Source organism: Caballeronia novacaledonica (assembly GCF_900258035.1).
Classification (GTDB): Bacteria; Pseudomonadota; Gammaproteobacteria; order Burkholderiales; family Burkholderiaceae; genus Caballeronia; species Caballeronia novacaledonica.
On the sequence record NZ_OGTP01000015.1, the window covers coordinates 135,040 to 157,564 of the forward strand.

The window sequence follows — 22,525 nt, forward strand, 5'->3', positions numbered from 1 at the left end:
CTTAGAGAGACTCCGTCAGCATGCGTCGATAATCGTCGGCGCTCGCCTCGCGCGGATTCGTCTTGTGGCAATGATCGGCGAGCGCGCCCTTCACCACCTTGTCGAACATGCTTTCGTCGACGCCCATCTGCGAAAGACGCGTCGGCAAGCCGAGGCGCGCGGTCATGTCGTGTACGGCCTGCGCGACGTCGGCACTCTCCGCGAGATTCATCACGCGGCGCATGCGTTCGAAGCGCCGCTCGGCGACGACCGTCGGCGCGCGCTCGTTGAAGCGCAGCACCGCCGGCAACACCACCGCGTTCAGCGTGCCGTGATGCAACGACGTGCGCCCGTTCACCGCGAGCCCGCCCAACGGATGCGACAGCGAATGCACGCAGCCCAGGCCCTTTTGAAACGCCATCGCGCCCTGCATCGACGCGGACATCATGTTCAGGCGCGCGTCGCGGTCCTGGCCGTCGTGCGTCGCGCGCTCGATGTTCGCCCACGCGCGTTCGAGTCCGTCGAGCGCGATGCCGTCGGCGGGCGGATTGAACGCGGGCGCGAGAAACGTTTCGATGCAATGCGCGATCGCGTCCATGCCCGTCGCGGCCGTGAGCGACGGCGGCAGGCCAAGGGTCAGCGACGGATCGCAGATCGCGGACTTCGGCAGCAGATGCCACGAATGGAAGCCGAGCTTGCGCCCGTCTTCGAGGATGATGATCGCGCCGCGCGCCACTTCGCTGCCCGTGCCCGACGTGGTCGGCACCGCAATCAGCGGCGCGGAACGCTCGGTGATCTTGCCGCTGCCGCCTTCGATCGTGGCGAAGCTCGTCAGCGGCGCGTCGTGCGTCGCCGCGATCGCGACGCCCTTCGCCAGATCGATCGACGAGCCGCCGCCCACCGCGATCAGGCCGTCGCACGCTTCGCGACGGTATTGCTCCGCGGCGCGCATGACCATTGCCTCGGTCGGATTCGACGGCGTGTCGTCGAACACCGGCAGCGCGCCGAGCTTCGCGCTTTCGATCACGCGATCCGCGAGGCCCGCCGCCGCGACGCCTTTGTCGGTGATGACGAGCGGACGCTTGATACCGATGCGCGCGCATTCGCTTTCCAGCGTCTGAAGCGCGTCGTAGCCGAGATGGATATGGGTCAGATAAAAGATGAAGGCCATGGCGCGGGAACCTGTGAGGAATGTGCGGGCATGTTGGATCGCTGCGACGCGCGTGTCAATCGGGGTTAGGTCGACGCGGCCAGCGCGCGCACGTCATCGGCGAAGCGCTCGACGGTTTCCCGCTGCGTATCCCACGCGCACATCAGACGGCAGCCGCCGGAGCCGATGAACTGGTAGAAACGCCAGCCCTTCGCACGCAGCGCCGCGGCGACGTGCGGCGGCAGTTCCGCGAACACCGCATTCGATTCGGGCTTGAAAAGCAGGCTCACGCCGGGAATGTCGGCGAGGCGCTCGGCCATCCGTTGCGCCATCGCGTTCGCGTGACGCGCGTTGCGCAGCCACACGTCGTCGTCGAGCAGGCCGAGCCACGGCGCGGAGATGAAGCGCATCTTCGAGGCGAGCTGGCCCGCCTGCTTGAGCCGATACGCGAAATCGGCGGCGAGCGCCTTGTCGAAGAACACGACCGCCTCGCCTACCGGCAGGCCGTTCTTCGTGCCGCCGAAGCACAGCACGTCGACGCCCGCGCGCCACGTGATCTCCGACGGATGCACATCGAGCGTCGCGACGGCGTTGGCGAAACGCGCGCCGTCCATGTGCACTTTCAGATGACGGCGCTTGGCGATCGCGGCGATGGCGCGGATTTCCGCGACCGTGTACACGGTGCCGACTTCCGTCGCCTGCGTGAGCGACACGACCTTCGGCTTCGGATAGTGGATGTCCGCGCGTTTCGTGACGAGTTCCTCGATCGCGTCGGGCGTGAGCTTGCCGTTCTCGCCGCGCGCGGTGAGCAGCTTCGAGCCGCCCGAGAAGAATTCGGGGCCGCCGCATTCATCGGTTTCGATATGCGCGAGTTCGTGGCAGATCACCGAATGATACGACTGACACAACGAAGCGAGCGCGAGCGAATTCGCCGCGGTGCCGTTGAAGACGAAGAAGACTTCGCAATCGGTCTGGAAGAGATCGCGGATGCGGTCGCAGACTTGCGCCGTCCAGGAATCGTCGCCGTAAGCGGGCTCGTGGCCGCTCGTGTTGGAGTTGATGAGCGCTTGCAGCGCTTCGGGGCAGATGCCTGCGTAATTGTCGGAGGCGAAGTGTTGGATCGGGTCCGTGGGCGCTGTCATGGGATCGCTGTGATGGCCTTTTTTGAACGAGGCGCGCGGACGAATAGCGTCGCGCGGCCGGCGATCCGGCCATTCTAGCGGCTCGGATCGGCGCGCGCCGTGGCGCCGATCCGGGCGATGCTTACTTGGCGTCCGATCCGCTCGCCGCGTTCGCTTGTTGTGCCTTCTTGTCCTTCTTGCTGGCTTCGTGATGGCCGACCGCGCAGCCGCCCACCGCGCCCGCCGTGCCGTGCTTGCCCGCGACGTGCCCCGTCACGCCGCCGACCGCCGCGCCTTCGACGCAGCCCTTCGCCTGCGCCGCGCCCGTCGTGGCGAGCATGGCGGACGTCAGCGCGATCAATACGATTTTGCGACTCACGACGCTTCTCCCTTTGTTGTTGAACGTGATGGGAGCGTTGCACGCGATGTGCCTGACAGGCTGAAAGAAAAACGGCCCGATCCGTGAGGACCGAGCCGTTATCTGGCAGACCAAGAAGCGGATCAGAGCTGCTGCTGAACCCAGCCCGTCACGCCCGCGAGCGCGGCCGGCAGGTTGGCCGGCTCCGTGCCGCCCGCCTGCGCCATGTCCGGGCGGCCGCCGCCCTTGCCGCCGACTTGCTGCGCGACGAAGTTGACGAGTTCGCCCGCCTTCACTTTCTTCGACGCATCCGGCGTCACGCCCGCGATCAGGCTGACCTTTCCGCCTTCGACCGATGCGAGCACGATCGCCGCGCTCTTGAGCTTGTCCTTGAGCTTGTCGACGGTTTCGCGCAGCGTCTTCACGTCCGCGCCTTCGAGTTGTGCGGCGAGCACGTGCACGCCGGACACATCGACGGCCTGCGACACGAGTTCATCGCCCTGGCTTGCCGCGAGCTTCGACTTCAATGCGCCGAGTTCCTTCTCCAGCGACTTCACATGCTCCTGAACCTGCGCGATACGCTGCGTGAGTTCGGACGGCTGCGCCTTCAAAACGCCCGCCGCCGCGTTGATGCGGGAATCGAGCTCCTGCACGTAACGCACGGCGTTGTCGCCGGTGATGGCTTCGACGCGGCGAATGCCCGCCGCGACGCCGCCTTCCATCACGATCTTGAAGAAGCCGATGTCGCCGGTGCGCTGCACGTGCGTGCCGCCGCAGAGTTCGCGCGAGAAGCCCAGATCGAGCACGCGGACCGTGTCGCCGTATTTTTCGCCGAAGAGCGCCATTGCGCCGCCCTTCACGGCGTCGTCGTAGGGCATCACGCGCACGACGCCCGGCGCATTCGCGATGATTTCGTTATTCACGATCTGCTCGACGCGGCGGATTTCTTCGTCCGACATCGGCGCGTTGTGCGCGAAGTCGAAGCGCGTCTTGTCGGCATCGACGAGCGAGCCTTTCTGCTGCACGTGGCCGCCGAGCACTTCGCGCAGCGCCTTGTGCATCAGGTGCGTGGCCGAGTGGTTGCGCGCGGTGCGGGCGCGGCGTACCGCGTCGATTTCGGCCTTCACGACGTCGCCGACCTTGAGCGTGCCCTGCTCGACCGTGCCGTGATGACCGACGACGTCGGCCTGCACCTTCAACGTATCCGCGACGGCGAAGCGCACGTTCGCGTTCGCGAGCACGCCCTGATCGCCGACCTGACCGCCCGATTTTGCGTAGAACGGCGTGTGATCGAGCACGACGACCGCTTGTTGTCCCGCTTGCGCTTGCTGAACCGACGCGCCTTCGACATACAGCGCGAGAATTTTCGCGTCGTCGAAGATTTCCTTTTCGTAGCCGTGGAACGTGGACTTCGCGCCCGAGTACTCGAGGCCCGCCGCCAGCTTGAACTTGCCCGCCGCGCGCGCCTGGTCGCGCTGACGCGCCATCGCGTCGTCGAACGCGGGTTCGTCGACGGTCACGCCGCGTTCGCGGCACACGTCCGCCGTGAGGTCGAGCGGGAAGCCGTAGGTGTCGTGCAGCTTGAACGCGAGTTCGCCGTCCAGTGTCTTGACGCCCTTCTTTTCCAGATCGGCGAGTTCGCCTTCCAGAATCGACATGCCGTGCTCGATGGTCTCGAAGAAGCGCTCTTCTTCCTGACGCAGGACGTCGGTCACGCGTTGCTGCGCGTCCGCGAGTTCCGGGTACGCCGCGCCCATTTCCGCGACGAGATCGGCCACGAGCTTGTGGAAGAACGCGCCCTTCTTGCCGAGCTTGTAGCCGTGACGGATCGCGCGGCGCACGATACGGCGCAGCACGTAGCCGCGGCCTTCGTTGCCGGGAATCACGCCATCGACGATCAGGAACGAGCACGCGCGGATGTGGTCCGCGATCACCTTCAGCGAGTTGTTTTCCAGATCCGGCGTGTTCGTTTCACGCGCGGCGGCCTTGATGAGGTTCTGGAACAGATCGATTTCGTAGTTGCTGTGCACGTGCTGCAGCACGGCGGCGAGGCGTTCGAGGCCCATGCCCGTGTCGACGCACTGCTTGGGCAGCGGCGTCATGTTGCCCTGCGCGTCGCGGTTGAACTGCATGAACACGAGATTCCAGATCTCGATGAAGCGGTCGCCGTCTTCTTCCGGCGATCCCGGCGGGCCGCCCCAGATTTCCGGGCCGTGGTCGTAGAACACTTCGGAGCACGGACCGCACGGGCCGGTGTCGGCCATCTGCCAGAAGTTGTCCGACGCGTAACGCGCGCCCTTGTTGTCGCCGATGCGGATGATGCGCTCGACCGGCACGCCGATTTCCTTCGCCCAGATGTCGAAGGCTTCGTCGTCTTCCTGGTAGACGGTCACCGTGAGCTTTTCGGCGGGCAGGCTGTAGACCTTCGTCAGCAGTTCCCAGCAATAGTGGATGGCGTCGCGCTTGAAGTAATCGCCGAACGAGAAGTTGCCGAGCATCTCGAAGAACGTGTGATGCCGCGCGGTGTAGCCGACGTTCTCCAGATCGTTGTGCTTGCCGCCCGCGCGCACGCTGCGCTGCGCGGTGGTCGCGCGCGAGTACGGACGCGATTCGCTGCCCAGAAACACGTCCTTGAACTGGACCATGCCCGAGTTGGTGAAGAGCAACGTCGGGTCGTTGCCGGGCACGAGGCTCGACGAACGCACGATCGTATGGCCCTTCGATTCGAAAAACTTCAGGAATTTCTCGCGTATTTCGGCGGCTTTCATAGCGTACGGGGCGTGTCTTCGGTTCTTTGATGGCGCCCGCGGGCGGCTCTGTTCGAGCGCTGCCGGCGTGGCAAGGGTGATTGTCGATTATACGGGATTCGGCGGGTGCGGCCGCCCAACGGGCACCCCCGCTATCGCGCGCGCGGCGGTTCTGTGCGACAGTCGCAATCCTGCAGACACGACGAAAGCGAGCGACATCGTATGGGAGCCTTGAGCCATATCCGCGTGCTGGACCTGACCCGCGTGCTGGCGGGACCGTGGTGCGCGCAGACCTTAGCCGACTTCGGCGCGGACGTCATCAAGATCGAGCGGCCCGAAACCGGCGACGACACGCGCCACTGGGGCCCGCCCTACCTGAAGACGCCCGAAGGCGACGACACGCACGAGGCCGCGTACTATCTCGCGGCGAACCGCAACAAGCGTTCGGTGACGGTCGATATCGCGACGCCCGAAGGCCAGCAAATCGTCCGCGAACTGGCCGCGCAAAGCGATGTCGTGCTGGAGAACTACAAGGCCGGGCAACTGAAGAAGTACGGGCTCGACTACGAATCGCTGAAGGCCGTGAAGCCGGACATCGTCTATTGCTCGGTCACGGGCTTCGGACAAAGCGGGCCGTATGCGTCGCGCGCGGGCTACGACTTCATCGTGCAGGGCATCGGCGGATTCATGAGCATCACCGGCGAGCGCGACGGCCAGCCCGGCGGCGGTCCGCAAAAAGCCGGCGTGGCGATCGCGGACCTGATGACTGGTATGTACGCGACCATCGGCGTGCTCACCGCGCTCGCGCACCGCGACCGCACGGGCGAGGGGCAATACATCGACATGGCGCTGCTGGACGTTCAAGTCGCGATGCTCGCCAACATGAACACGAACTTCCTCGCGAGCGGCAAGCCGCCGGTGCGCTGGGGCAACGCGCATCCGAACATCGTGCCGTATCAGACCTTCCAGACGAGCGATGGCTGGATCATCGTCGCCGTGGGCAACGACGGGCAGTTCCGCAAGTTCGTCGAAGCCGGCGGACGTGCGGAACTGGCGGACGATCCGCGTTTCGCGGCGAATCCGTCACGCGTGCGCAACCGCGACATCCTCGTGCCGATTCTCGCGGACATGGTGCGCGGCAAGGGCAAGCACGACTGGATCGCGCAACTCGAAGCCGCGGGCGTGCCGTGCGGTCCGATCAACGATCTCGGCGAAGTGTTCGAAGATCCGCAAGTGCTCGCGCGCAAGATGCAGATCGATTTGCCGCATCCGACGGCCGGAACGGTGAAGCTCGTCGCGAGCCCGATCAAGATGAGCGCGACGCCGCCCGAAGCGCGCACGCATCCGCCGCTGCTGGGCGAACACACGACGAGCGTGCTCGCCGACGTGCTCGGCTACGACGAAGCGAAAATCGCGCAATTGCGGGCGTCGAAGGCCATCTGAGCGGACATCAGCGAACGCCCGCGCCGATCAGACCGCCCGCCGCCGCGCCCGCGACGGTGCCGATCGGCCCGCCGGTGACGAGATAGCCGAGCGCGCCGCCCGCAGCCGCGCCGACTCCGGCGTGCGCCTGCTGGCGCGACACGTTTGCGCAAGCGGCGAGGCTCGATACGAGCGCGGCGGCGGCGGCGAACTTGAGCGTCGTGATGGCGATCTTCTTCATGATGGGCTTCCTTGTGTTGTCGTTGTGATGTGTCGTGCTTTTCGCGCATGTCCGCGCCGTTCACGAAGGCGCGGCCGATGCAGGCGAGCCGATCTTAAAATTGCGCGCACGCGCCTTTCAACGCGATTTACGTCCGGTTACGGGGGTTACGAAGGGCGTCGCCGGGCGTAAACCATGTAACGGAACTCGCGAAACCGCGCGACTGTGCGAATCGCGCGACGAACGCCGTCGCCGCCTGCCCCGGACGGTTGCGTAAGGTAGAATCGACTCAATATTCAAGGCATTCGTACGCGTTCCGGGCCGGTTGGCCAAGGAACGCTTCCCGAACCGTTTCACGCGCGCGAGCGCATCCGCTGGCACTCTCTTTCGCATGAACACCGATCGCAACGACGCTCCGGCGCCATCCAATTTCATTCGCAACATCATCGAAGACGACAACCGCTCCGGCAAATGGTCGCAGCGAGTCGAGACGCGCTTTCCGCCCGAGCCGAACGGCTATCTGCACATCGGCCATGCGAAGAGCATCTGCGTGAACTTCGGCCTCGCCGCGGATTACGGCGGCGTGTGCCACCTGCGCTTCGACGATACGAACCCCGAGAAGGAAAGCGTCGAATACGTCGAGTCGATCATCGACGCCGTGAAGTGGCTCGGCTTCGACTGGAACAAGGACGGCGCGGAGCATCAATACTTCGCGAGCGACTACTACGACAAGCTGTACGAATACGCCGAGATGCTCATCAAGAAGGGCCAGGCATACGTGGATAGTCAAACCGCCGAAGAGATGCGCGCCACGCGCGGCTCGGCCACCGAAGCGGGCATCAACTCGCCGTATCGCGAGCGCACGCCGGAGGAGAACCTCGAACTCTTCCGCCGCATGAAGGCGGGCGAGTTCAAGGAAGGCGAGCACGTGCTGCGCGCGAAGATCGACATGGCTTCGCCGAACTTCAACATGCGCGATCCGGTGATCTACCGCATCCGCTTCGCGCATCATTACCGCACGGGCGACACGTGGTGCATCTACCCGATGTACGACTACGCGCACTGCGTGTCGGACGCGATCGAGAACATCACGCACTCGCTCTGCACGCTGGAATTCGAGGATCATCGTCCGCTCTACGACTGGTTCCTCGCGCAGCTCGCGGACGACGGCGTGTTTCAACGTCCGCTGCCGCAGCAGATCGAGTTCTCGCGCCTGAACCTCACGTATGCGATCACGAGCAAGCGCAAGCTGCTGCAGCTCGTGCAGGAAAATCACGTCGACGGCTGGGACGATCCGCGCATGCCGACCATCGTCGGTGTGCGCCGGCGCGGCTTCACGCCGGAAAGCATCCGCTTGATGGTCGAGCGCGTCGGCGTCACGAAGGTCGATTCGTGGATCGACATGAGCATTCTCGAGGGCGCGCTGCGCGACGATCTCGACGAGAAGGCGCCGCGCGCGATCGCAGTGCTCGACCCTTTGAAGCTCGTCATCGACAACTATCCGGAAGGACAGAGCGAGTCGTGCAGCGCGCCGGTGCATCCGCATCACCCGGATCGCGGCGTGCGCTCGTTTCCGTTCTCGCGCGAGTTGTGGATCGAGCGCGAAGACTTCCAGGAAACGCCGCCGAAGGGCTATTTCCGCCTCTTCCCCGGCAACAAGGTGCGGCTGAAGTACGGCTTCGTCGTGGAATGCACGGGCGCGGAAAAGGACGAAAACGGCAACGTGACCGCCGTCCATTGCAACTACTTCCCGGACAGCCGCTCAGGCACGGAAGGCGCGAACAACTACAAGGTGAAGGGCACGATTCACTGGGTCAGCGCGGCGACCGCGTATGCGGCCGAAGTGCGCCTGTATGACCGCCTCTTCAAGGAGCCGCAGCCCGGCGCGGGCGGCGCGGAATTCCTCGACGCGCTCAATCCGGACTCGAAGCGCGTCGTGAATGCGTATCTCGAACCGAGCGCGCGCGACGCGAACGCCGAAGACCGCTTCCAGTTCGAGCGGCACGGCTATTTCGTCGCGGACCGTGTGGATTCGCAACCGGGCAAGCCGGTGTTCAACCGCATCGTGAGCTTGCGCGATAGCTGGGGCAAACCGGCCTGATATCGACGTAACGGGCGCGCCGCGCAGCCACGCGGCGCGTTCGACGAATCTCGCCGGACTCTTCGCACGCCGCTCCCAACGAGGACATCATGAAGCTGCCGCATTGCTTCGCGCCGCACCCCATATGGGCGCAACGACGTGCCGCCCTCGCCTTCCTGCTCGTGCTCGCGTCCGCCGGCGCGCATGGCGCCACCGCTGCCGGACTCACGGCGGCGCAGGCCGCCGTCGATCAGATGCCGCCTTCCGCGACGCTGCGCAAGATCGTGGAGAACGGCGCGATCGTGCTGGGCACGCGCGAGTCGTCGGTGCCGTTCTCGTACACGGTGAAGCAGCAGCCGGTCGGCTACTCGTACGACATCGCGCTGAAGGTCGTCGACGAGATCAAGAAGCGCCTCAACATGCCGAATCTCGCGGTGAAGAACGTGCAGGTCACGTCGGCGAACCGCATCTCGTATGTCGTGAACAATCAGGTCGATCTGGAATGCGGCTCGACCGCGCATGTGGCCGAGCGCGATCCGCTCGTCGCGTTCTCGAACAGTTTTTTCCAGTACGGCATCCGGATGGCGGTGAAGAAGAAGTCGGGCATCCGCGACTACGCCGACCTCGCGAACAAGACCGTGGCGACCACGGCGGGTACATCGGACGAGCGCATGTTGCGGCAGATGAGCATCGACCAGAAGCTGAATCTGCGCATCATCAGCGCGCGCGATCATGCGGAAGCGTTCGCCGCGCTGAAGTCGGATCGCGCGGTGGCGTTCGTCATGGACGACCCGCTGCTCTACGGCAAGATCGCCCAGGAAGGCGCGGCGCGCAGCGACTACATGGTGACGGGCGCATCGCTTGCGAACGAGGCGTACGGCTGCATGATGAGAAAGGGCGACCCGGTGTTCAAGCGTATCGTGGATGACGTGATCGCCAACATGCAGCGCTCGGGCGAAGCCACGAAGCTCTACGACACCTGGTTCATGCGCCCGATTCCGCCGGACGGCATGAATTTGCAATTTCCGATGTCGCCGGAAATGAAGGCGCTCTTCGCCAATCCGAACGACCGCACGGTCGATTGAGGTGGGGTTTTGCTGGAGCCCGTATTCGCGACTGAGTTGGGTTTTCGCCGGATCCCGATTTGTTATTGGTTTATTAGTGTTGCCCCTGTGCGGGGCGGCGGTCACCTTCTTTGCTGCTGCAAAGAAAGTAAGCAGCTTTCGCCATCCTAAGTGCTTCATGCCGGCCGCGGCACAGGCGATTGGCTGATGGCCCCCGGAGTTTTGATGCTTTTGCCGGATCCCGTATTCGCGTCGGTCTATTAGCACTGCCCCTGTGCGGGGCGGCAGTCACTTTCTTTGCTGCTGCAAAGAAAGTAACCAAAGAAACAGCTATCCCCATCCAAAGTGCTTCATACCGGCCGCGGCACAGGCGATTGACCTAATGGCCCCCAGAGTAGCGAGTGCCCTCATAGGCCTCGCGCGGCTTGGCTCGCGCACGGTCCGCCATCACTCGCCACATAACGAACTGGTTCAGCACCAATAACTCCAGCCCGCTTCGCGGCCGACCGGTCGATCGGGTCAGCGCAGACCCTCTCGCTAACGCCGCCATCTCACCGCATTTGTGTTTCGTTGGTTTCCCTTGCATACCCGACGGCAGCGCGAAGCGCTGTGCCGAAGCTATTTCGTGCTGAACCAGCGCCCTAAAACATGTGGTGCGGCAGACCGTGCGCGAGCCAAGCCCGGTGATTGTTGTGAGGGCACTCTTTAGGCGAGTGCCATCTTGGAGGAGAAAATTGGCCAACGTGCGTGTGACCGCGGGCCTCAAAAGCTGCTTTCTTTGGTTACTTTCTTTGCAGCAGCAAAGAAAGTGACTGCCGCCCCGCACAGGGGCAACACTAATAAACCAATAACAAATCGGGATCCGGCGAAAAAGCCCGATGAACCTTTCGTCAGGAGCAAAACATAACTGCCGCCCCGCACAAGGGGAACGCTAATAGACCAATAACAAAACGGGATCCAGCGAAAAACCTCAAAGCATCTCATGCAACTCAACGAGCGATAACGTCGTCTGAAACAAACGCGCGAGACTGCGGCTCGCAAATTTGTCGACGTCCGCCGGACTGACCCAGCGGTAAGCGTCCATTTCGGGAATCATGGTGCCGTCGCTGTAGCGCGGAAAATACGATTCGCACACGCAGTTTTCGAGCTGCACGTCGTCCTCGCTCACGCGCACCGCGAAGAGATGCAGATCCTTGTCACGTCGATAGACGAAGCGCCCGAGATCCTTCAGCCGCTCGGCGGGCAGCACGATGCCCGTCTCCTCGACGAGCTCGCGCAACGCCGCCTCGCGCGGCCCCTCGCCAGGGTCGGCGGCGCCCTTGGGCACGTCCCAGTGCGTGGTCTCGGTCGCGTGGCACAGCAGCACGTCGCCCTGCCCGTTCAGGATGACCACGCCGCACGATACGGCGCGCGCGGTCATCGACGGCCTGCTCCGCTCATCACTGCTTCTTGAGTTTCCATTTGCCGTCGCTCGCCTTGCAGGCGACCGGCATCCAGGTCTGCGTCTGCCCTTTCGCGTGCGCGACGAGCGTGACCTTGCGGCACTTGAGACCGCCGGACTCGAACGTATCCTGCGGCGTCACGGTGCCGTTGATCGGGACCGTGTTGCCCGTGCCCTTGTTGTCCCAGTCGAGCGATTCACCGTCCTGCTTGGTATTGAGCGCGGTCTGCGCGGCGTTGTTGAGCGCCTGCAGGTCGCGCTGCTTCATGTAGGTGATCGGCGTGTTGTTCAGAAAGCCGAGATTGGCGGCGGATGCGGCCGTGCTCACGGCGACGAGCGCGGCTGCCGCGAACGTCGTGAATGAAGCGCGAGCGAATGCTCGATGTGCGGTCGGCATTGAAGTGTCCTCGTTGCGGATGAGTATGCCGCCTGCAAGTGCAACCAGAGCGGCAACGTCGATTCATCGACCTCGGCCCGCTTGGGCGGGCCGCAACGAGGATAGCATGACGCGGGACGTTCGGCCGCCCCGCCGCACGGACGTGCGTTAGTTCGACACGGACTTCATTTCGTTGATGCCGGTGCCCTTCTGCGAGTCCTTGTCCTTGGCCGGATCGTAGCCGTCGGTGAGCGTACCGAGGAACGCGACCACGTCCTTGATCTCGGCTTCGTCGAGCGCGGGCTTCTCGCCCTTCTTGCGATCGAACGGCGCTTCGGTATTGATGTTCTCCCAGTAGCGCTTCGGCAGATCGTCGAACTTCCGGACGACGCCCTTCTTCGACACCGGATAGAACTTCTCCGGGTTCGTGTCGCGCTCGACATAGAAGCGCACCACCTCGTCCAGATTGTGATAGATGCCGTTGTGGAAGAAGGCCTTGCGCGTCGCGACATTGCGCAGCGACGGCGTGCGGAAGATGCCGCAATACTCGTCCTGGCCCTTCAGATCATGACGCTCGGGACCGCATGCGCCGAGATCGTGGAAGTTCGGATTCTTGTTGACCGGCAGCGCGGCATTGCGCGGCACGCCGATCGCGATCAAACCGAAGTCGCTGAACTGCGGCGGCGAACCGTCCTTCGCGCGCTGACTGATGTGACACGACGCGCAATTGCCCTTGTTCTCGTCGTTGAAGAGCTGAAGGCCGTGCATCTCGGCGTCGTTGAGCTTCGCGCGGCCCGCGAGGAACGCATCGTACTTGCTCGTGTACGGATAGAACTTCTCGGGCGACTGCTCGAACGCTTCGAGCGATTGCAGCACGGCGGCGAACACCTTGTCGTCGCTGTCGAACACATCGGCGCCGAACGCCTTGCGGAAGTCGTCGGCATAGGGCGCGACCTTCACCGCAGCCGTGACCTTGCCGGGCGTGCTGCCCATTTCGAACGACGATAAGAGCGGAATGCGCGCCTGGTCCGAGCCGTGATCGACGCGGCCATCCCACGTGAGGCCGCCGGTCGGTCCGGCATCGACGCTCTCGTCGCCTTCGTCGTCGGAATCGTGATAGTGGAGCGTGAACGCCGGCACCGCCTGCAGATACTTCAGCGATGGCACCGCGCGGAAACCCGGCTGATGCATGTCGTTGCCGCCGAGTTGCACGGACAGCGCGTTCGGCGGCCCGAACGCGTGGCTCGGGCTATGACACGACGCGCACGCGAGCTTGCCCGAGCCGGACAGCGACGGATCGAGGAACAGCTTCTCGCCGAGCGACGTCATCTGCTTCACATGCGCGAACACTTCCGCGCGCGACTGACCGTGCGGCGCCGCGTTGGCCGCGACGTTCGTCGCCGGTTGCGCCGGAGCGCTCGCGCTTTTGTCGGCCGCATGCGAATCGCAGCCGCTCATCGCCGCCGATAACGCGCCGAGCGCGAGAGCACAGAGGACGAACGGCAAGCGCATCGAAGACATGGGCGTGAGGATTGGTCTTGAAAGAAGCCGAAGCGTATGTCGCGCGCGTGTCGTTCACGTGACAGGACTCGACGCTGTCATGCCGGACCCGCCGGCAGATATTTATTAAGCGAACATTACGCAAACGAAAGGCTTGTTACACGGCTGCGTCAATTTGCGTTGCGACACTGCGAACGCCTGCGGGCAAAGGCTTGGCGTCGACGATGCCCGCGTCGCGCACCGGTCCCCAACACAAGAGAGAACCTCAATGAACAAGAAACTCGTTTGCGCGGTGCCGCTCGCGGCAGCCGCCGCATTCGGCCTCTACGCATGCGGCGGCGACGATCACCACGACAACGATATTTCGTCGGTGCAGAACGTCGTCGTGATCTACGCGGAAAACCGCAGCTTCGATAACCTCTATGGCCACTTCCCCGGCGCGAACGGTCTGCAGAACGTGACGGCGGCGAACTCGCAGCAGCTCGATCGCGACGGCTCCGTGCTGGCGACGCTGCCGACGATCTGGACCGGCCTGACGGCGAAGGGCGTGACGCCCGCGATCTCCGAAGCGATGACGGTGAACCTGCCGAACTCGCCGTTCGCGATCGACGATCCCAAGGGCTTCAACACGCAACTCAACGTCACGACGCGCGATCTGTATCACCGTTTCTACGAGAACCAGATGCAGATCGACGGCGGCAAGAACGACAAGTTCGCCGCGTGGGGCGACTCGGGCGGTCTCGTGATGGGTCACTACGACACGCCGCCGGACAAGCTGCCGCTCTACAAGATCGCACAGCAATACACGCTCGCGGACAACTTCTTCATGAGCGCGTTCGGCGGTTCGTTCCTGAACCACCAATGGCTCATCTGCGCGTGCACGCCGGTTTATCCGAACGCGGACACGAGCGTCGCGAAGGGATCGATCTCGTCGGTGAATGCGGATGGCGTGTCGCTCAAGACGAAGACGAATCCCCCGCCTTCCGCGCTGACCGGTTCGGCCGACGCGCAGTTCGTGAATTCGGGCACGCTCACGCCCGACTTCTTCGCGGTCAACACGATGCAGCCGCCGTATCAGCCGAGCGGCAACAAGCCGGTCACGGGCGGCGATCAGAACCTCGCGGACCCGAGCCAGCCGACGACGCTGCCGCCGCAGACGCAGCAGCACATCGGCGATCTGCTGAACTCGGCCGGCGTGAGCTGGGCGTGGTACGGCGGCTCGTGGGCGGCGGCGCTGGCGGACCGTTCGCTCATCAACGGCGCGGTCAACGTGGTGCCTGATTTCCAGACGCACCATCAGCCGTTCAACTACTTCGTCGACCTCGCGCCGGGCACCGCCAATCGCGCGCAGCACTTGCTCGACGGCGGCACGAACGGCTCAGAGTTCATCAAGGCGATCGACGCGGGCACGCTGCCGCAAGTCTCGTTCTACAAGCCGCAGGGCAACCTGAACGAGCACGCCGGTTATACGGACGTCGCGCAGGGCGATCAGCACATCGCCGATCTGATCTCGCATCTGCAGAAGAGCCCGCAGTGGAAGAACATGGTCGTCGTCGTGACGTATGACGAAAACGGCGGTTTCTGGGATCACGTCGCGCCGCCGAAGGGCGACCGCTGGGGTCCGGGCACGCGCATTCCGGCGCTCATCATCTCGCCGTATGCGAAGAAGGGTTTCGTCGATCACACGCAATACGACACGACGTCGATCCTGCGCTTCATCACCAAGCGCTTCAGCCTGCCGGAACTGGCGGGCCTGAAGTCGCGTGACGACGCGCTCGTCGCGAACGGCGGCAAGGCGATGGGCGATCTGACCAACGCGCTCGACTTCTCGCAATAAGCGCTTTCGCTCGGCTTCAAAACGAAACGGGCCGCGGCTTTCACGCCGCGGCCCGTTTTTTTGCGCCGATGCTCACGCGCCCGCGAAGAGCGTCGCCAGATCGTTCGTGCGCGCGCCGCTCGCCTGCGCGAGCACGCGCGCTTCCAGTTCGTCGATATGCGTGCGCATCGCCGTGAGCGCGGCGGCGAGATCGCCGTCGTCGAGGGCATCGACGAGCCGCCCGTGTTCGTCCGATGAACAGTTCGACAGTTTCGTCGGATCGAACAGCGCCTTGTAGAGCTCGGTTTTCGCGACCAGCTTCGCGAGAAACGCCAGCACTTCCGGCGCGCCCGCCAGTTCCGCGAGCAGCAGATGAAAGCGGCCCGCGAGGCGCACGCACTCCTCCACGCTCCCCGCCTTCAACGCGCGCTGCTCGGCCTTGACGTGCGCGCGCAACGCGCGTTTGTCGGGCGCGCTCAACGCACCGCACAGCGTCGCGACGATGCCCGCTTCCACCACCTGCCGCGCGCGATACACCTCGCGGATATCGGCGGGTGTCGGCGATGGCACGAACGCGCCGCGATTCGCTTCGAGCGTGAGCTTGCCTTCGGCGCCGAGCCGCGCCAGCACCTTGCGGATCGTGCCGCGCGTGCAGTCGAACGCGGCGGCGAGTTCGCGCTCGACGAGTTGCGCGCCGGGAGCGAGCTTGCCGCGCAGAAGCGCGGAAGCGATCGCCGCGTACACGCGCTCGTCGGGCGGCGTCGCGTTCGCGGCTTCGTTGGATGATGTGTCCTTGCGTGATGCCATGATGCCTGGTCGTGCTTGCGTTGAATCGCATTGTAGCCAGTGCCCGCGTTTCGGCGCGAATCCGGTCTATCAGGTTTCGCGTATTTTTGGTTGACCAAACGCTGCTAGAATGGTCAACCAAATCGCACGATACACGGAGCGCATCATCGCATGAAATCCTCGAACGCAGCGTGGCTCGCGGTGATCGTCGCGATCGGCCTCAATCTGAGGCCACTGCTCACGTCGATCAGTCCGCTGATGGGCGTGATCCTGCACGCGACCGGACTGTCGTTTCGCGGCGCGTCGATGCTGACGGGTCTGCCCGTCGTCGCGATGGGCGTGTGCGCGTTCGGCGCGGGCGCGCTGTCACGCTCGATCGGCAATGCGCGCGGCGTGGCGATCGGGCTCATCGCGATCGTCGCCGCCTGCGCGGGACGGCTCTTCGCCGGGAATGCGGCTGCGCTCGTCGCAAGCGCGGCGATCGCGGGCACGGGCGTCGCGGTCATTCAGGCGCTCCTGCCGGGCGTCATGAAGACGCGCTTCGCCGCGCGCCTGCCCTTCGCGATGGGCCTCTACTCCGCGTCGATCATGGCGGGCGGAGGGCTCGGCGCGAGCATCACGCCGGCGCTCGCGTCGCGCGTGTCGTGGCAGGCGGGGCTCGCGTTCTGGGCGATGCCCGCGCTGATCGCGCTTGCGGCGTGGATGCTCTTGATGCGCGCGGACGCGTTGCCGCGCGCGTCGTCGGCACGCGACGCGAAACCCGCGCCGTCGCTCTTTTTCAATCGGCGGGCGTGGACGCTCGGGATTTTCTTCGGGCTCGTCAACGGCGGCTATACGAGCCTCGTCGCGTGGATGCCCGCGTACTATCAGCAACTCGGCCGGAGCGTGACCGAAAGCGGCACGCTGCTGGCGATGCTCACGGTGTTCCAGGCATCGTCGGCGTTGCTGCTGCCGATGGCGGCCGCTCGCTTCGGGCGCGGCCGGGATCGTCGTCCGTGGCTCGCGCTCGGTCTCGTCGCGCAACTCGCGGGATTCGGCCTGTTGCTCGCCGCGCCGCTTTCGGCGCCGCTCGCGACGGTCGCGTTGCTCGGCGGCGGACTGGGCGGCGTGTTCGCGCTCTCGCTCGTGCTGACGCTCGATCACGCCGACGATCCCGGAGTGGCCGCGCGGCTCGTCGCGTTCGTGCAGGGCGTGGGCTTCGTGATCGCGGCGATCGCGCCGGTCGTCGCGGGTATCGTGCGCGATGTGAGCGGCGGCTTTTCGATGTCGTGGACGGTGCTGGCCGCGAGCCTCGTCGCGATGATCGCGCTGAACGTCGTCTTCGGGCCGCGCGGCTACGCGCGCGCGATGCGGCAGCAGGACGGCGCGCTCAACGCACCGCGTGACATGCGAAGAACTCGTCGAGCAAATCGGTCATCTGCCACACCGGACACGGACGGCGGCAATGGCCGTCGTAGCCCGCTTCCTTGAGATGCGCGATCGGCTCTTCGGGCAGAAAGCCGCTCATCGCGATGATGAGCCGATTCGCGTCGTCATCGAGCTCGCGTAGCCCGCCGACCAGCGCGTAGTTGCCGCAGCCCCCGACGCGCGTATCGAGAAAAAGCACATGCGGACGCCATTCCCCGGCGATGCGCCTGAGCGATGACGCGTCCACCGCGAGTTGCGCAGGAAAGCCCTTCAGTTCGAACAAGGACGCGAGCGACGCGCCGAGCACACGCTCCGGCAGCGCGAGCAACACGCGCCGCGACTCCGGCTGCAGGCGCGCCTGCTTGCGGTTCCATAGCGAGCATTGCGCCAGGCTGGATTCGTATGCTCGTTTGTTCAAGTCGCTCCTCTTGCGTCGATTCGGCTCGTTGGTGTCACCGTTATGGCGCATCGCGCGCCACGATGAGGCAGCCGTGCACCGTGAACGGGCGGAACGCTCGCTTGTACGAGATGGTTAATTTTTCCGATACGTTGCGCGGCGCGGGATTGCGGGGATCGGGCGCGGACGCTGTTGGAGAAAGTGGCAGGAAGCGGGCCAGCGGCGCGATTCGCTTAGGCATGCAGACGATCATCGATGCCTGCACGGACACAAAAAAACAAAAAGCCCAGTCGCTGAGACTGGGCTCGACGCAGGCCGTTTGGCCCGCCCTACACGACTCGAACGTGTGACCTACGGCTTAGAAGGCCGTTGCTCTATCCAGCTGAGCTAAGGGCGGAGAACCGGAGCGCGCGGCGGCGAAGAAAACAGCCGCGGATCAGAAGAGACCGCGATTTTACCTCATTCACCGCCCCGCGAGTCCCGCGTTCGTCAGACCGGCTGCGGATGCATCATGAACCAGCCGAGGAAGAAAATCCCCGCGATCACGCAATACACACCGAACGACGCGAGCTTGCCGTGCCCTTCGAAGTAACGCATCAGGAAGCGCACGCTCAGATACGCCGCGATGCCCGTCAGCACGCCGCCGAGCACGGAATCGGCCAGTTGTCCCGGCGCGTGGAAGAGCTTCGGCAATTCGAGCACGCCCGCCGCGAAGATGATCGGCGTACCGAGGAGAAACGAAAACTCCGCCGCCGCCTCCGCCGTGAGCCCGGCGCCCGTGCCCGCGATCATCGTCAGGCCGCTGCGCGAAAAACCCGGAATCAGCGCGCCGATCTGCGCCAGTCCGACCAGAAACGCCTGCCTGAACGTGAGTTTCTCGGGCGCCCGCATCGCGCGGCTTTTTTGCAGACGGTCGCCCAGCCACAGAAGCACGCCGTTGACGATCAACGCCGCCGCGACGATCCGCAAATCGTGAAAAATCGCCTCGAGCCGCTTTTCGAGCACCAGCCCGACGATGCCCGTCGGAATCGTGCCGATGATGAGCGCCCACATCATGTGGCCGTCGTCGTTCTTGCGGCCGCCGAGCGACGCGAAGAAGCCGCGAATCAGCGCGATCCACCGAGCGCGGAAATACCACAGCAGCGCGATGGCCGTGCCCAGATGCAACGCGACGAGAAACGGCAGCAACTGCGGCGCATGCTTGTCGATGTGCATGCCGATCAGGCCGGGAACGAGCAAGGTGTGGCCGAGACTGCTGACCGGAAAGAGTTCGGTCACGCCCTGGAGCACGCTCAGGAATACGAGAAACCACAAAGTCACGCGTCGGTCCTTTTTTGAGGAGGAAGAAGGACGCGCCGTGCAGTTCCATCCCTCGCATTACGCGAAGCCGAAGAGGCATCAGGGAAATGGAAACAGGAAGGGAAAATTCGATACGGCGCGCAAACGGGACCGATTATGCCGGTGGTGAAAACCCGCGCCAAGCGCAAACCGCACACAAGATGCGCCGACAGTCAATCGTCGGGCGAACGAACGATAATCGCAAGCAACATATAGGCGGCACGAAAGAAAACGCGCCCGCGAGCGCCTCTCAGGCCGCCAGCTTGTAGAGAAAGATCGCCGTGCTCGCGCCGAAGAGGGCGAACATCGCGACGCCCATTGCCATCGCCAGATCCATGACTGCTCCTTGTCCGTCTGATTCCCAACACACGGAGGATATAACAACACATTGCATGAAGCTTGCTCAGTCGCAATTTCCCGCAAAGGGTTTTTCCGGACGGAAATCCAAGGCAGAATCGTCGAGGCCGCGCCGGATCGCCGTGCGCGGCGCCTTGCCATCCAACGGAGCGCCTCCATCATGTCACCGGAAACTGACGTCATCGAAATCGGGCGCGACGGCGCCGCCATCCAGCTCGCGCCGCGCGCGGGCGGACGGCTCATGACCTGGCGCGTCGGCGGCGAGCCGGTCGTGCACTGGCCCGATGCGCCGGACTGGTCCAATCCGGCCAAGATCCGCGGCGGCAATCCGCTGCTCTTTCCGTTTCTCGGACGCCATTTCGTCGATGGAGAAATCGGCAAATGGCGCGATCCGGAGGGCGTCGTGCACGCGCTGCCGACCCACGGCTTCGCGCGCAATCTGCCCTCCTCCTGCACGCGCGACGCCGACGGCCACGGCCTGCGCATGACGCTCGTCGACAGCGACGCGACCCGCGACGGCTATCCGTTCGCGTTCCGCTTCGAGGCGGCGTATCGCATCGTCGACGGCAATACGCTCGAAGTGGAGCTCACCACGTCGAATCCGGGCGAAGTCGCGCTGCCCTACTACGCCGGGCATCATTTCTACTTTCATCTGCCGCACGGCCAGCGGGCCGAGAGCAGCGTCGAGCTGCCGCACACCGAGCGGCGGCGACAACTGGCGGACGGCGCGATCAGCGAAGCCGAGCCCGGCCTGCCGCGCTATTCGCTCGCCGATCCGGGCATCGTCGATACGTTTCACTGCCTCACGCGACAAACCGACGAACCGATGCTCGTGAAGCTGCCGGGCCTGAAGCGCACGATCGGCTTCGAACTGCGGCAGCCGGACTCGGTGCCGTGGTACGCGGTGACGACGTGGACCGAATCGGACACCTCGGACTTCTATTGCGTCGAGCCGTGGATCGGCCTGCCCGACGCCATCCACAACGGCCGCGGCCTGCGCTGGCTCGCGCCGGGCAAGACGGAGACGGCGTCGCTCAGGCTCGTCGTCACACGCGACGAATAAGGCGATCGACTCCGATACGACGCGCCTTTCTGTCCGGGGAAACCCGAGACGGTAAAATCCTGCCTTTCGATTCGCCGCGCGACTGTGCGTGCACGTCTCGCGGCGGTGCTTTACGAGGTCAGGTTTGCAAAAAAGAATTCGACGGCTCATCTGCGCATCGCTCATCGCAGTGTTGGCCGCTTGCGGAACGGGGCCGGTCGCGCCGGGCTTTTATCGCGTCGAGCGCGGCGACACCGTGTCCAAGATCGCGCGTGAGAATCGCACCTCGGTGGCGAACATCAAGCGCTGGAACGGGCTCACGAATCCCGACGCCATCGAGGTCGGGCAGGTGTTGCGCATCACGCCGCCGGCGGGCAGCGCGACCACGGCCGATTCATCGGCTGCGGGAACGGCGGGCGGCGCGCAGGCGTCGTCGCAGAACAAGCCTGGACCGGGCGTGACGCTCGTCTGGCCGGCGCAGGGCAGCATCATTCGCGGCTTCGACGGCAAGAACTCGAAGGGTATCGACATCGCCAATGTGCCGGGCACGCCGGTCGTCGCCGCGGCGACGGGCAGTGTCGTCTACGCGGGCAACGGCCTGCGCGGCTACGGCAACATGTTGATCGTCAAGCACAACGACGATTATCTGACCGCCTACGCCCACAATCGCGCGCTGCTGGTGAAGGAAGGTCAGACCGTGCAGCAAGGCCAGCAGATCGCCGAAATGGGCGACACCGACAGCGATCGCACAATGCTGCATTTCGAAGTGCGCTACATGGGCCGCTCGACGGACCCGGCACGCTATCTACCGCCGCGCTGAAAATCCGGCGGACGTTAAAGGAAGATTGATGAGATTGACGATGAGGATGAACACGGCCGCGCTGGGCGCGGCTTTGGCCTTGACCGGCGCACTCGCCGGATGCGCGCACACGGCGACGATGACCTATCTGCCTTCGGGCGACACGGGCTTCGCGATCAACTGCAGCGGCAGCGATGCGAGCACGACCTGGGCGGCCTGTTACAAGCAGGCGGGCGAAATGTGCGGCGCGTATGGCTACGACGTGGTGTCGAAAGACGCCGATAACGGCGCGACGGCGGGCGGGTCTGTCGGCGGGATTCTCGGCGCGAACATCAAGAATCGCTCGATGGTGATCCGCTGCAAGCAGTAACGCCGCGCCGGTCAGGCGTCGACGGCGTCGTCTTTCGGCCTTCTCGACGACGGCGCGCGCCAGCGCCCCGATAACGGATCGATATGCGCAGCAAAGGCAACGAGCGAAGCAACGGCGAGCGGCGCGACGCCGGCGAAAATCCAGAGCAAATCCATGACAGATACACTTTGAAACATATTCGCCGAATGATACGTGCCCGGCAAATATTTCGCTTGAGCGAATACTCTGATTTTGTGCGGCAGGTAACGTTTTCCGAATTGAGATTGTGCGCTGCCAAACGCTGATCCGGACTGCGGCTTGCGTCCCGTTACGCGCCGAGACAGGCGCATACAGTCCTATTGCAGCTTGACGGGATCGGTGGTCATCGACGGCGGGGTCATGTCCGTCGGCACGCCTTTGTAGTCGGGTGGATCTTGCGGCTCATGCTTTTGATGAGCGGTGTCGGCGCAGGCGGCGAAGCCGAACGCGATGAATGCGGCACAAACGAGGTTGAAAACGATACGCGGCATGAAATTCCCGTACGAGCGTCGAAAAGACAAAGGGGTTACAAGCCGTGACTTGTAACCCCTTCGTGTATCGTGGTCGGAGCGAAAGGATTCGAACCTTCGACCCTCTGATCCCAAATCAGATGCGCTACCAGGCTGCGCTACGCTCCGACGAGCCGCAGATTGTAACGTGCCCCGCTCGCATGCGCAATGCCGAACACAGGCACGCATCTTTCTGCATCATTCGGAAAGCGAACCTCATCACGGAGA

General features: G+C 64.3%; 22 protein-coding genes and 2 tRNA genes. 8 read left to right on the top strand and 16 right to left on the bottom strand.

From position 1 onward, the window contains the following. Position 1 precedes the first annotated feature (1 nt). The 4 genes from NOV72_RS20800 to alaS all read right to left on the bottom strand — a co-directional run bounded on the left by NOV72_RS20800 (position 2) and on the right by alaS (position 5,376). Positions 2-1,150 carry an iron-containing alcohol dehydrogenase gene (locus NOV72_RS20800; RefSeq protein ID WP_106856470.1) on the bottom strand — a complete coding sequence of 383 codons (1,149 nt, stop codon included), beginning with the start codon at positions 1,148-1,150 and terminating at the stop codon, positions 2-4. A gap of 65 nt (positions 1,151-1,215) precedes the next feature. After that, a complete protein-coding gene (locus NOV72_RS20805; protein WP_106856504.1) occupies positions 1,216-2,250 on the bottom strand; it encodes a threonine aldolase family protein in 1,035 nt (344 codons plus the stop codon). Between the two features lie 142 nt (positions 2,251-2,392). Next, the gene (locus tag NOV72_RS20810; RefSeq protein ID WP_106856471.1) at positions 2,393-2,590 is read right to left on the bottom strand and encodes a hypothetical protein; all 198 of its coding nucleotides are present in this window, start codon (positions 2,588-2,590) and stop codon (positions 2,393-2,395) included. A 161-nt stretch (positions 2,591-2,751) separates the two neighbouring features. Further along, a complete protein-coding gene (gene alaS, locus NOV72_RS20815; RefSeq protein ID WP_106856472.1) occupies positions 2,752-5,376 on the bottom strand; it encodes an alanine--tRNA ligase in 2,625 nt (874 codons plus the stop codon). Positions 5,377-5,577: 201 nt separating this feature from the next. Between alaS and NOV72_RS20820 the strand changes: the two genes are divergently transcribed. Next, on the top strand, positions 5,578-6,798 hold the full coding sequence (locus NOV72_RS20820) for a CaiB/BaiF CoA transferase family protein (protein ID WP_106856473.1): 1,221 nt from the start codon (positions 5,578-5,580) through the stop codon (positions 6,796-6,798). A 7-nt stretch (positions 6,799-6,805) separates the two neighbouring features. Here NOV72_RS20820 and NOV72_RS20825 read toward each other — a convergent pair whose 3' ends face one another. Then, complete coding sequence (locus NOV72_RS20825) at positions 6,806-7,018, bottom strand: hypothetical protein (RefSeq protein WP_041730537.1); 213 nt, start codon at positions 7,016-7,018, stop codon at positions 6,806-6,808. Between the two features lie 370 nt (positions 7,019-7,388). Here NOV72_RS20825 and NOV72_RS20830 point away from each other — a divergent pair, with 370 nt between their 5' ends. Then, on the top strand, positions 7,389-9,098 hold the full coding sequence (locus NOV72_RS20830) for a glutamine--tRNA ligase/YqeY domain fusion protein (RefSeq protein WP_106856505.1): 1,710 nt from the start codon (positions 7,389-7,391) through the stop codon (positions 9,096-9,098). An 89-nt stretch (positions 9,099-9,187) separates the two neighbouring features. Then, positions 9,188-10,162 (top strand): transporter substrate-binding domain-containing protein, encoded by a 975-nt coding sequence (locus tag NOV72_RS20835; RefSeq protein WP_106856474.1) that lies wholly within the window; start codon positions 9,188-9,190, stop codon positions 10,160-10,162. A 949-nt stretch (positions 10,163-11,111) separates the two neighbouring features. On the opposite strand, the gene NOV72_RS20850 is transcribed toward NOV72_RS20835, so the two are convergent. The 3 genes from NOV72_RS20850 to NOV72_RS20860 all read right to left on the bottom strand — a co-directional run bounded on the left by NOV72_RS20850 (position 11,112) and on the right by NOV72_RS20860 (position 13,479). Next, the gene (locus tag NOV72_RS20850) at positions 11,112-11,561 is read right to left on the bottom strand and encodes an NUDIX hydrolase (protein WP_106856477.1); all 450 of its coding nucleotides are present in this window, start codon (positions 11,559-11,561) and stop codon (positions 11,112-11,114) included. Positions 11,562-11,580: 19 nt separating this feature from the next. Beyond that, entirely contained in the window at positions 11,581-11,979 is a 399-nt protein-coding gene (locus NOV72_RS20855) for an RT0821/Lpp0805 family surface protein (protein WP_106856478.1), read from the bottom strand. Between the two features lie 147 nt (positions 11,980-12,126). Continuing rightward, positions 12,127-13,479 carry a cytochrome-c peroxidase gene (locus NOV72_RS20860; protein ID WP_106856479.1) on the bottom strand — a complete coding sequence of 451 codons (1,353 nt, stop codon included), beginning with the start codon at positions 13,477-13,479 and terminating at the stop codon, positions 12,127-12,129. 247 nt (positions 13,480-13,726) lie between these two features. Here NOV72_RS20860 and NOV72_RS20865 point away from each other — a divergent pair, with 247 nt between their 5' ends. After that, positions 13,727-15,295 (top strand): acid phosphatase, encoded by a 1,569-nt coding sequence (locus NOV72_RS20865; RefSeq protein WP_106856480.1) that lies wholly within the window; start codon positions 13,727-13,729, stop codon positions 15,293-15,295. Positions 15,296-15,367: 72 nt separating this feature from the next. On the opposite strand, the gene NOV72_RS20870 is transcribed toward NOV72_RS20865, so the two are convergent. Then, complete coding sequence (locus NOV72_RS20870) at positions 15,368-16,081, bottom strand: GntR family transcriptional regulator (protein ID WP_106856481.1); 714 nt, start codon at positions 16,079-16,081, stop codon at positions 15,368-15,370. A 150-nt stretch (positions 16,082-16,231) separates the two neighbouring features. On the opposite strand from NOV72_RS20870, the gene NOV72_RS20875 reads away from it, so the two are divergent. Next, entirely contained in the window at positions 16,232-17,530 is a 1,299-nt protein-coding gene (locus NOV72_RS20875) for a cyanate transporter (protein ID WP_106856482.1), read from the top strand. On the opposite strand, the gene NOV72_RS20880 is transcribed toward NOV72_RS20875, so the two are convergent. From NOV72_RS20880 to NOV72_RS20895, 4 genes are all read right to left on the bottom strand, one after another. Then, complete coding sequence (locus NOV72_RS20880) at positions 17,430-17,885, bottom strand: response regulator (protein ID WP_106856483.1); 456 nt, start codon at positions 17,883-17,885, stop codon at positions 17,430-17,432. The genes NOV72_RS20875 and NOV72_RS20880 overlap by 101 nt on opposite strands. A gap of 40 nt (positions 17,886-17,925) precedes the next feature. After that, positions 17,926-18,117, bottom strand: coding sequence for a hypothetical protein (locus NOV72_RS32040; protein WP_146150032.1), 192 nt, complete (start codon positions 18,115-18,117; stop codon positions 17,926-17,928). Positions 18,118-18,184: 67 nt separating this feature from the next. Next, positions 18,185-18,261, bottom strand: a tRNA-Arg gene (locus NOV72_RS20890). Between the two features lie 92 nt (positions 18,262-18,353). Beyond that, positions 18,354-19,184 carry an undecaprenyl-diphosphate phosphatase gene (locus NOV72_RS20895; RefSeq protein WP_106856485.1) on the bottom strand — a complete coding sequence of 277 codons (831 nt, stop codon included), beginning with the start codon at positions 19,182-19,184 and terminating at the stop codon, positions 18,354-18,356. 535 nt (positions 19,185-19,719) lie between these two features. Here NOV72_RS20895 and NOV72_RS20900 point away from each other — a divergent pair. From NOV72_RS20900 to NOV72_RS20910, 3 genes are all read left to right on the top strand, one after another. Then, on the top strand, positions 19,720-20,622 hold the full coding sequence (locus tag NOV72_RS20900; protein ID WP_106856486.1) for an aldose epimerase family protein: 903 nt from the start codon (positions 19,720-19,722) through the stop codon (positions 20,620-20,622). A 124-nt stretch (positions 20,623-20,746) separates the two neighbouring features. After that, on the top strand, positions 20,747-21,421 hold the full coding sequence (locus NOV72_RS20905; protein WP_106856487.1) for a peptidoglycan DD-metalloendopeptidase family protein: 675 nt from the start codon (positions 20,747-20,749) through the stop codon (positions 21,419-21,421). 28 nt (positions 21,422-21,449) lie between these two features. Beyond that, positions 21,450-21,770, top strand: a complete 321-nt coding sequence (locus NOV72_RS20910; RefSeq protein WP_106856488.1) for a hypothetical protein — start codon at positions 21,450-21,452, stop codon at positions 21,768-21,770. A gap of 11 nt (positions 21,771-21,781) precedes the next feature. Here NOV72_RS20910 and NOV72_RS32560 read toward each other — a convergent pair whose 3' ends face one another. The 3 genes from NOV72_RS32560 to NOV72_RS20915 form a co-directional block, all read right to left on the bottom strand. Then, complete coding sequence (locus NOV72_RS32560) at positions 21,782-21,925, bottom strand: hypothetical protein (RefSeq protein ID WP_216858889.1); 144 nt, start codon at positions 21,923-21,925, stop codon at positions 21,782-21,784. 180 nt (positions 21,926-22,105) lie between these two features. Next, complete coding sequence (locus NOV72_RS32410) at positions 22,106-22,279, bottom strand: hypothetical protein (RefSeq protein ID WP_181291129.1); 174 nt, start codon at positions 22,277-22,279, stop codon at positions 22,106-22,108. Positions 22,280-22,349: 70 nt separating this feature from the next. After that, positions 22,350-22,426, bottom strand: a tRNA-Pro gene (locus tag NOV72_RS20915). Positions 22,427-22,525: the final 99 nt, after the last annotated feature.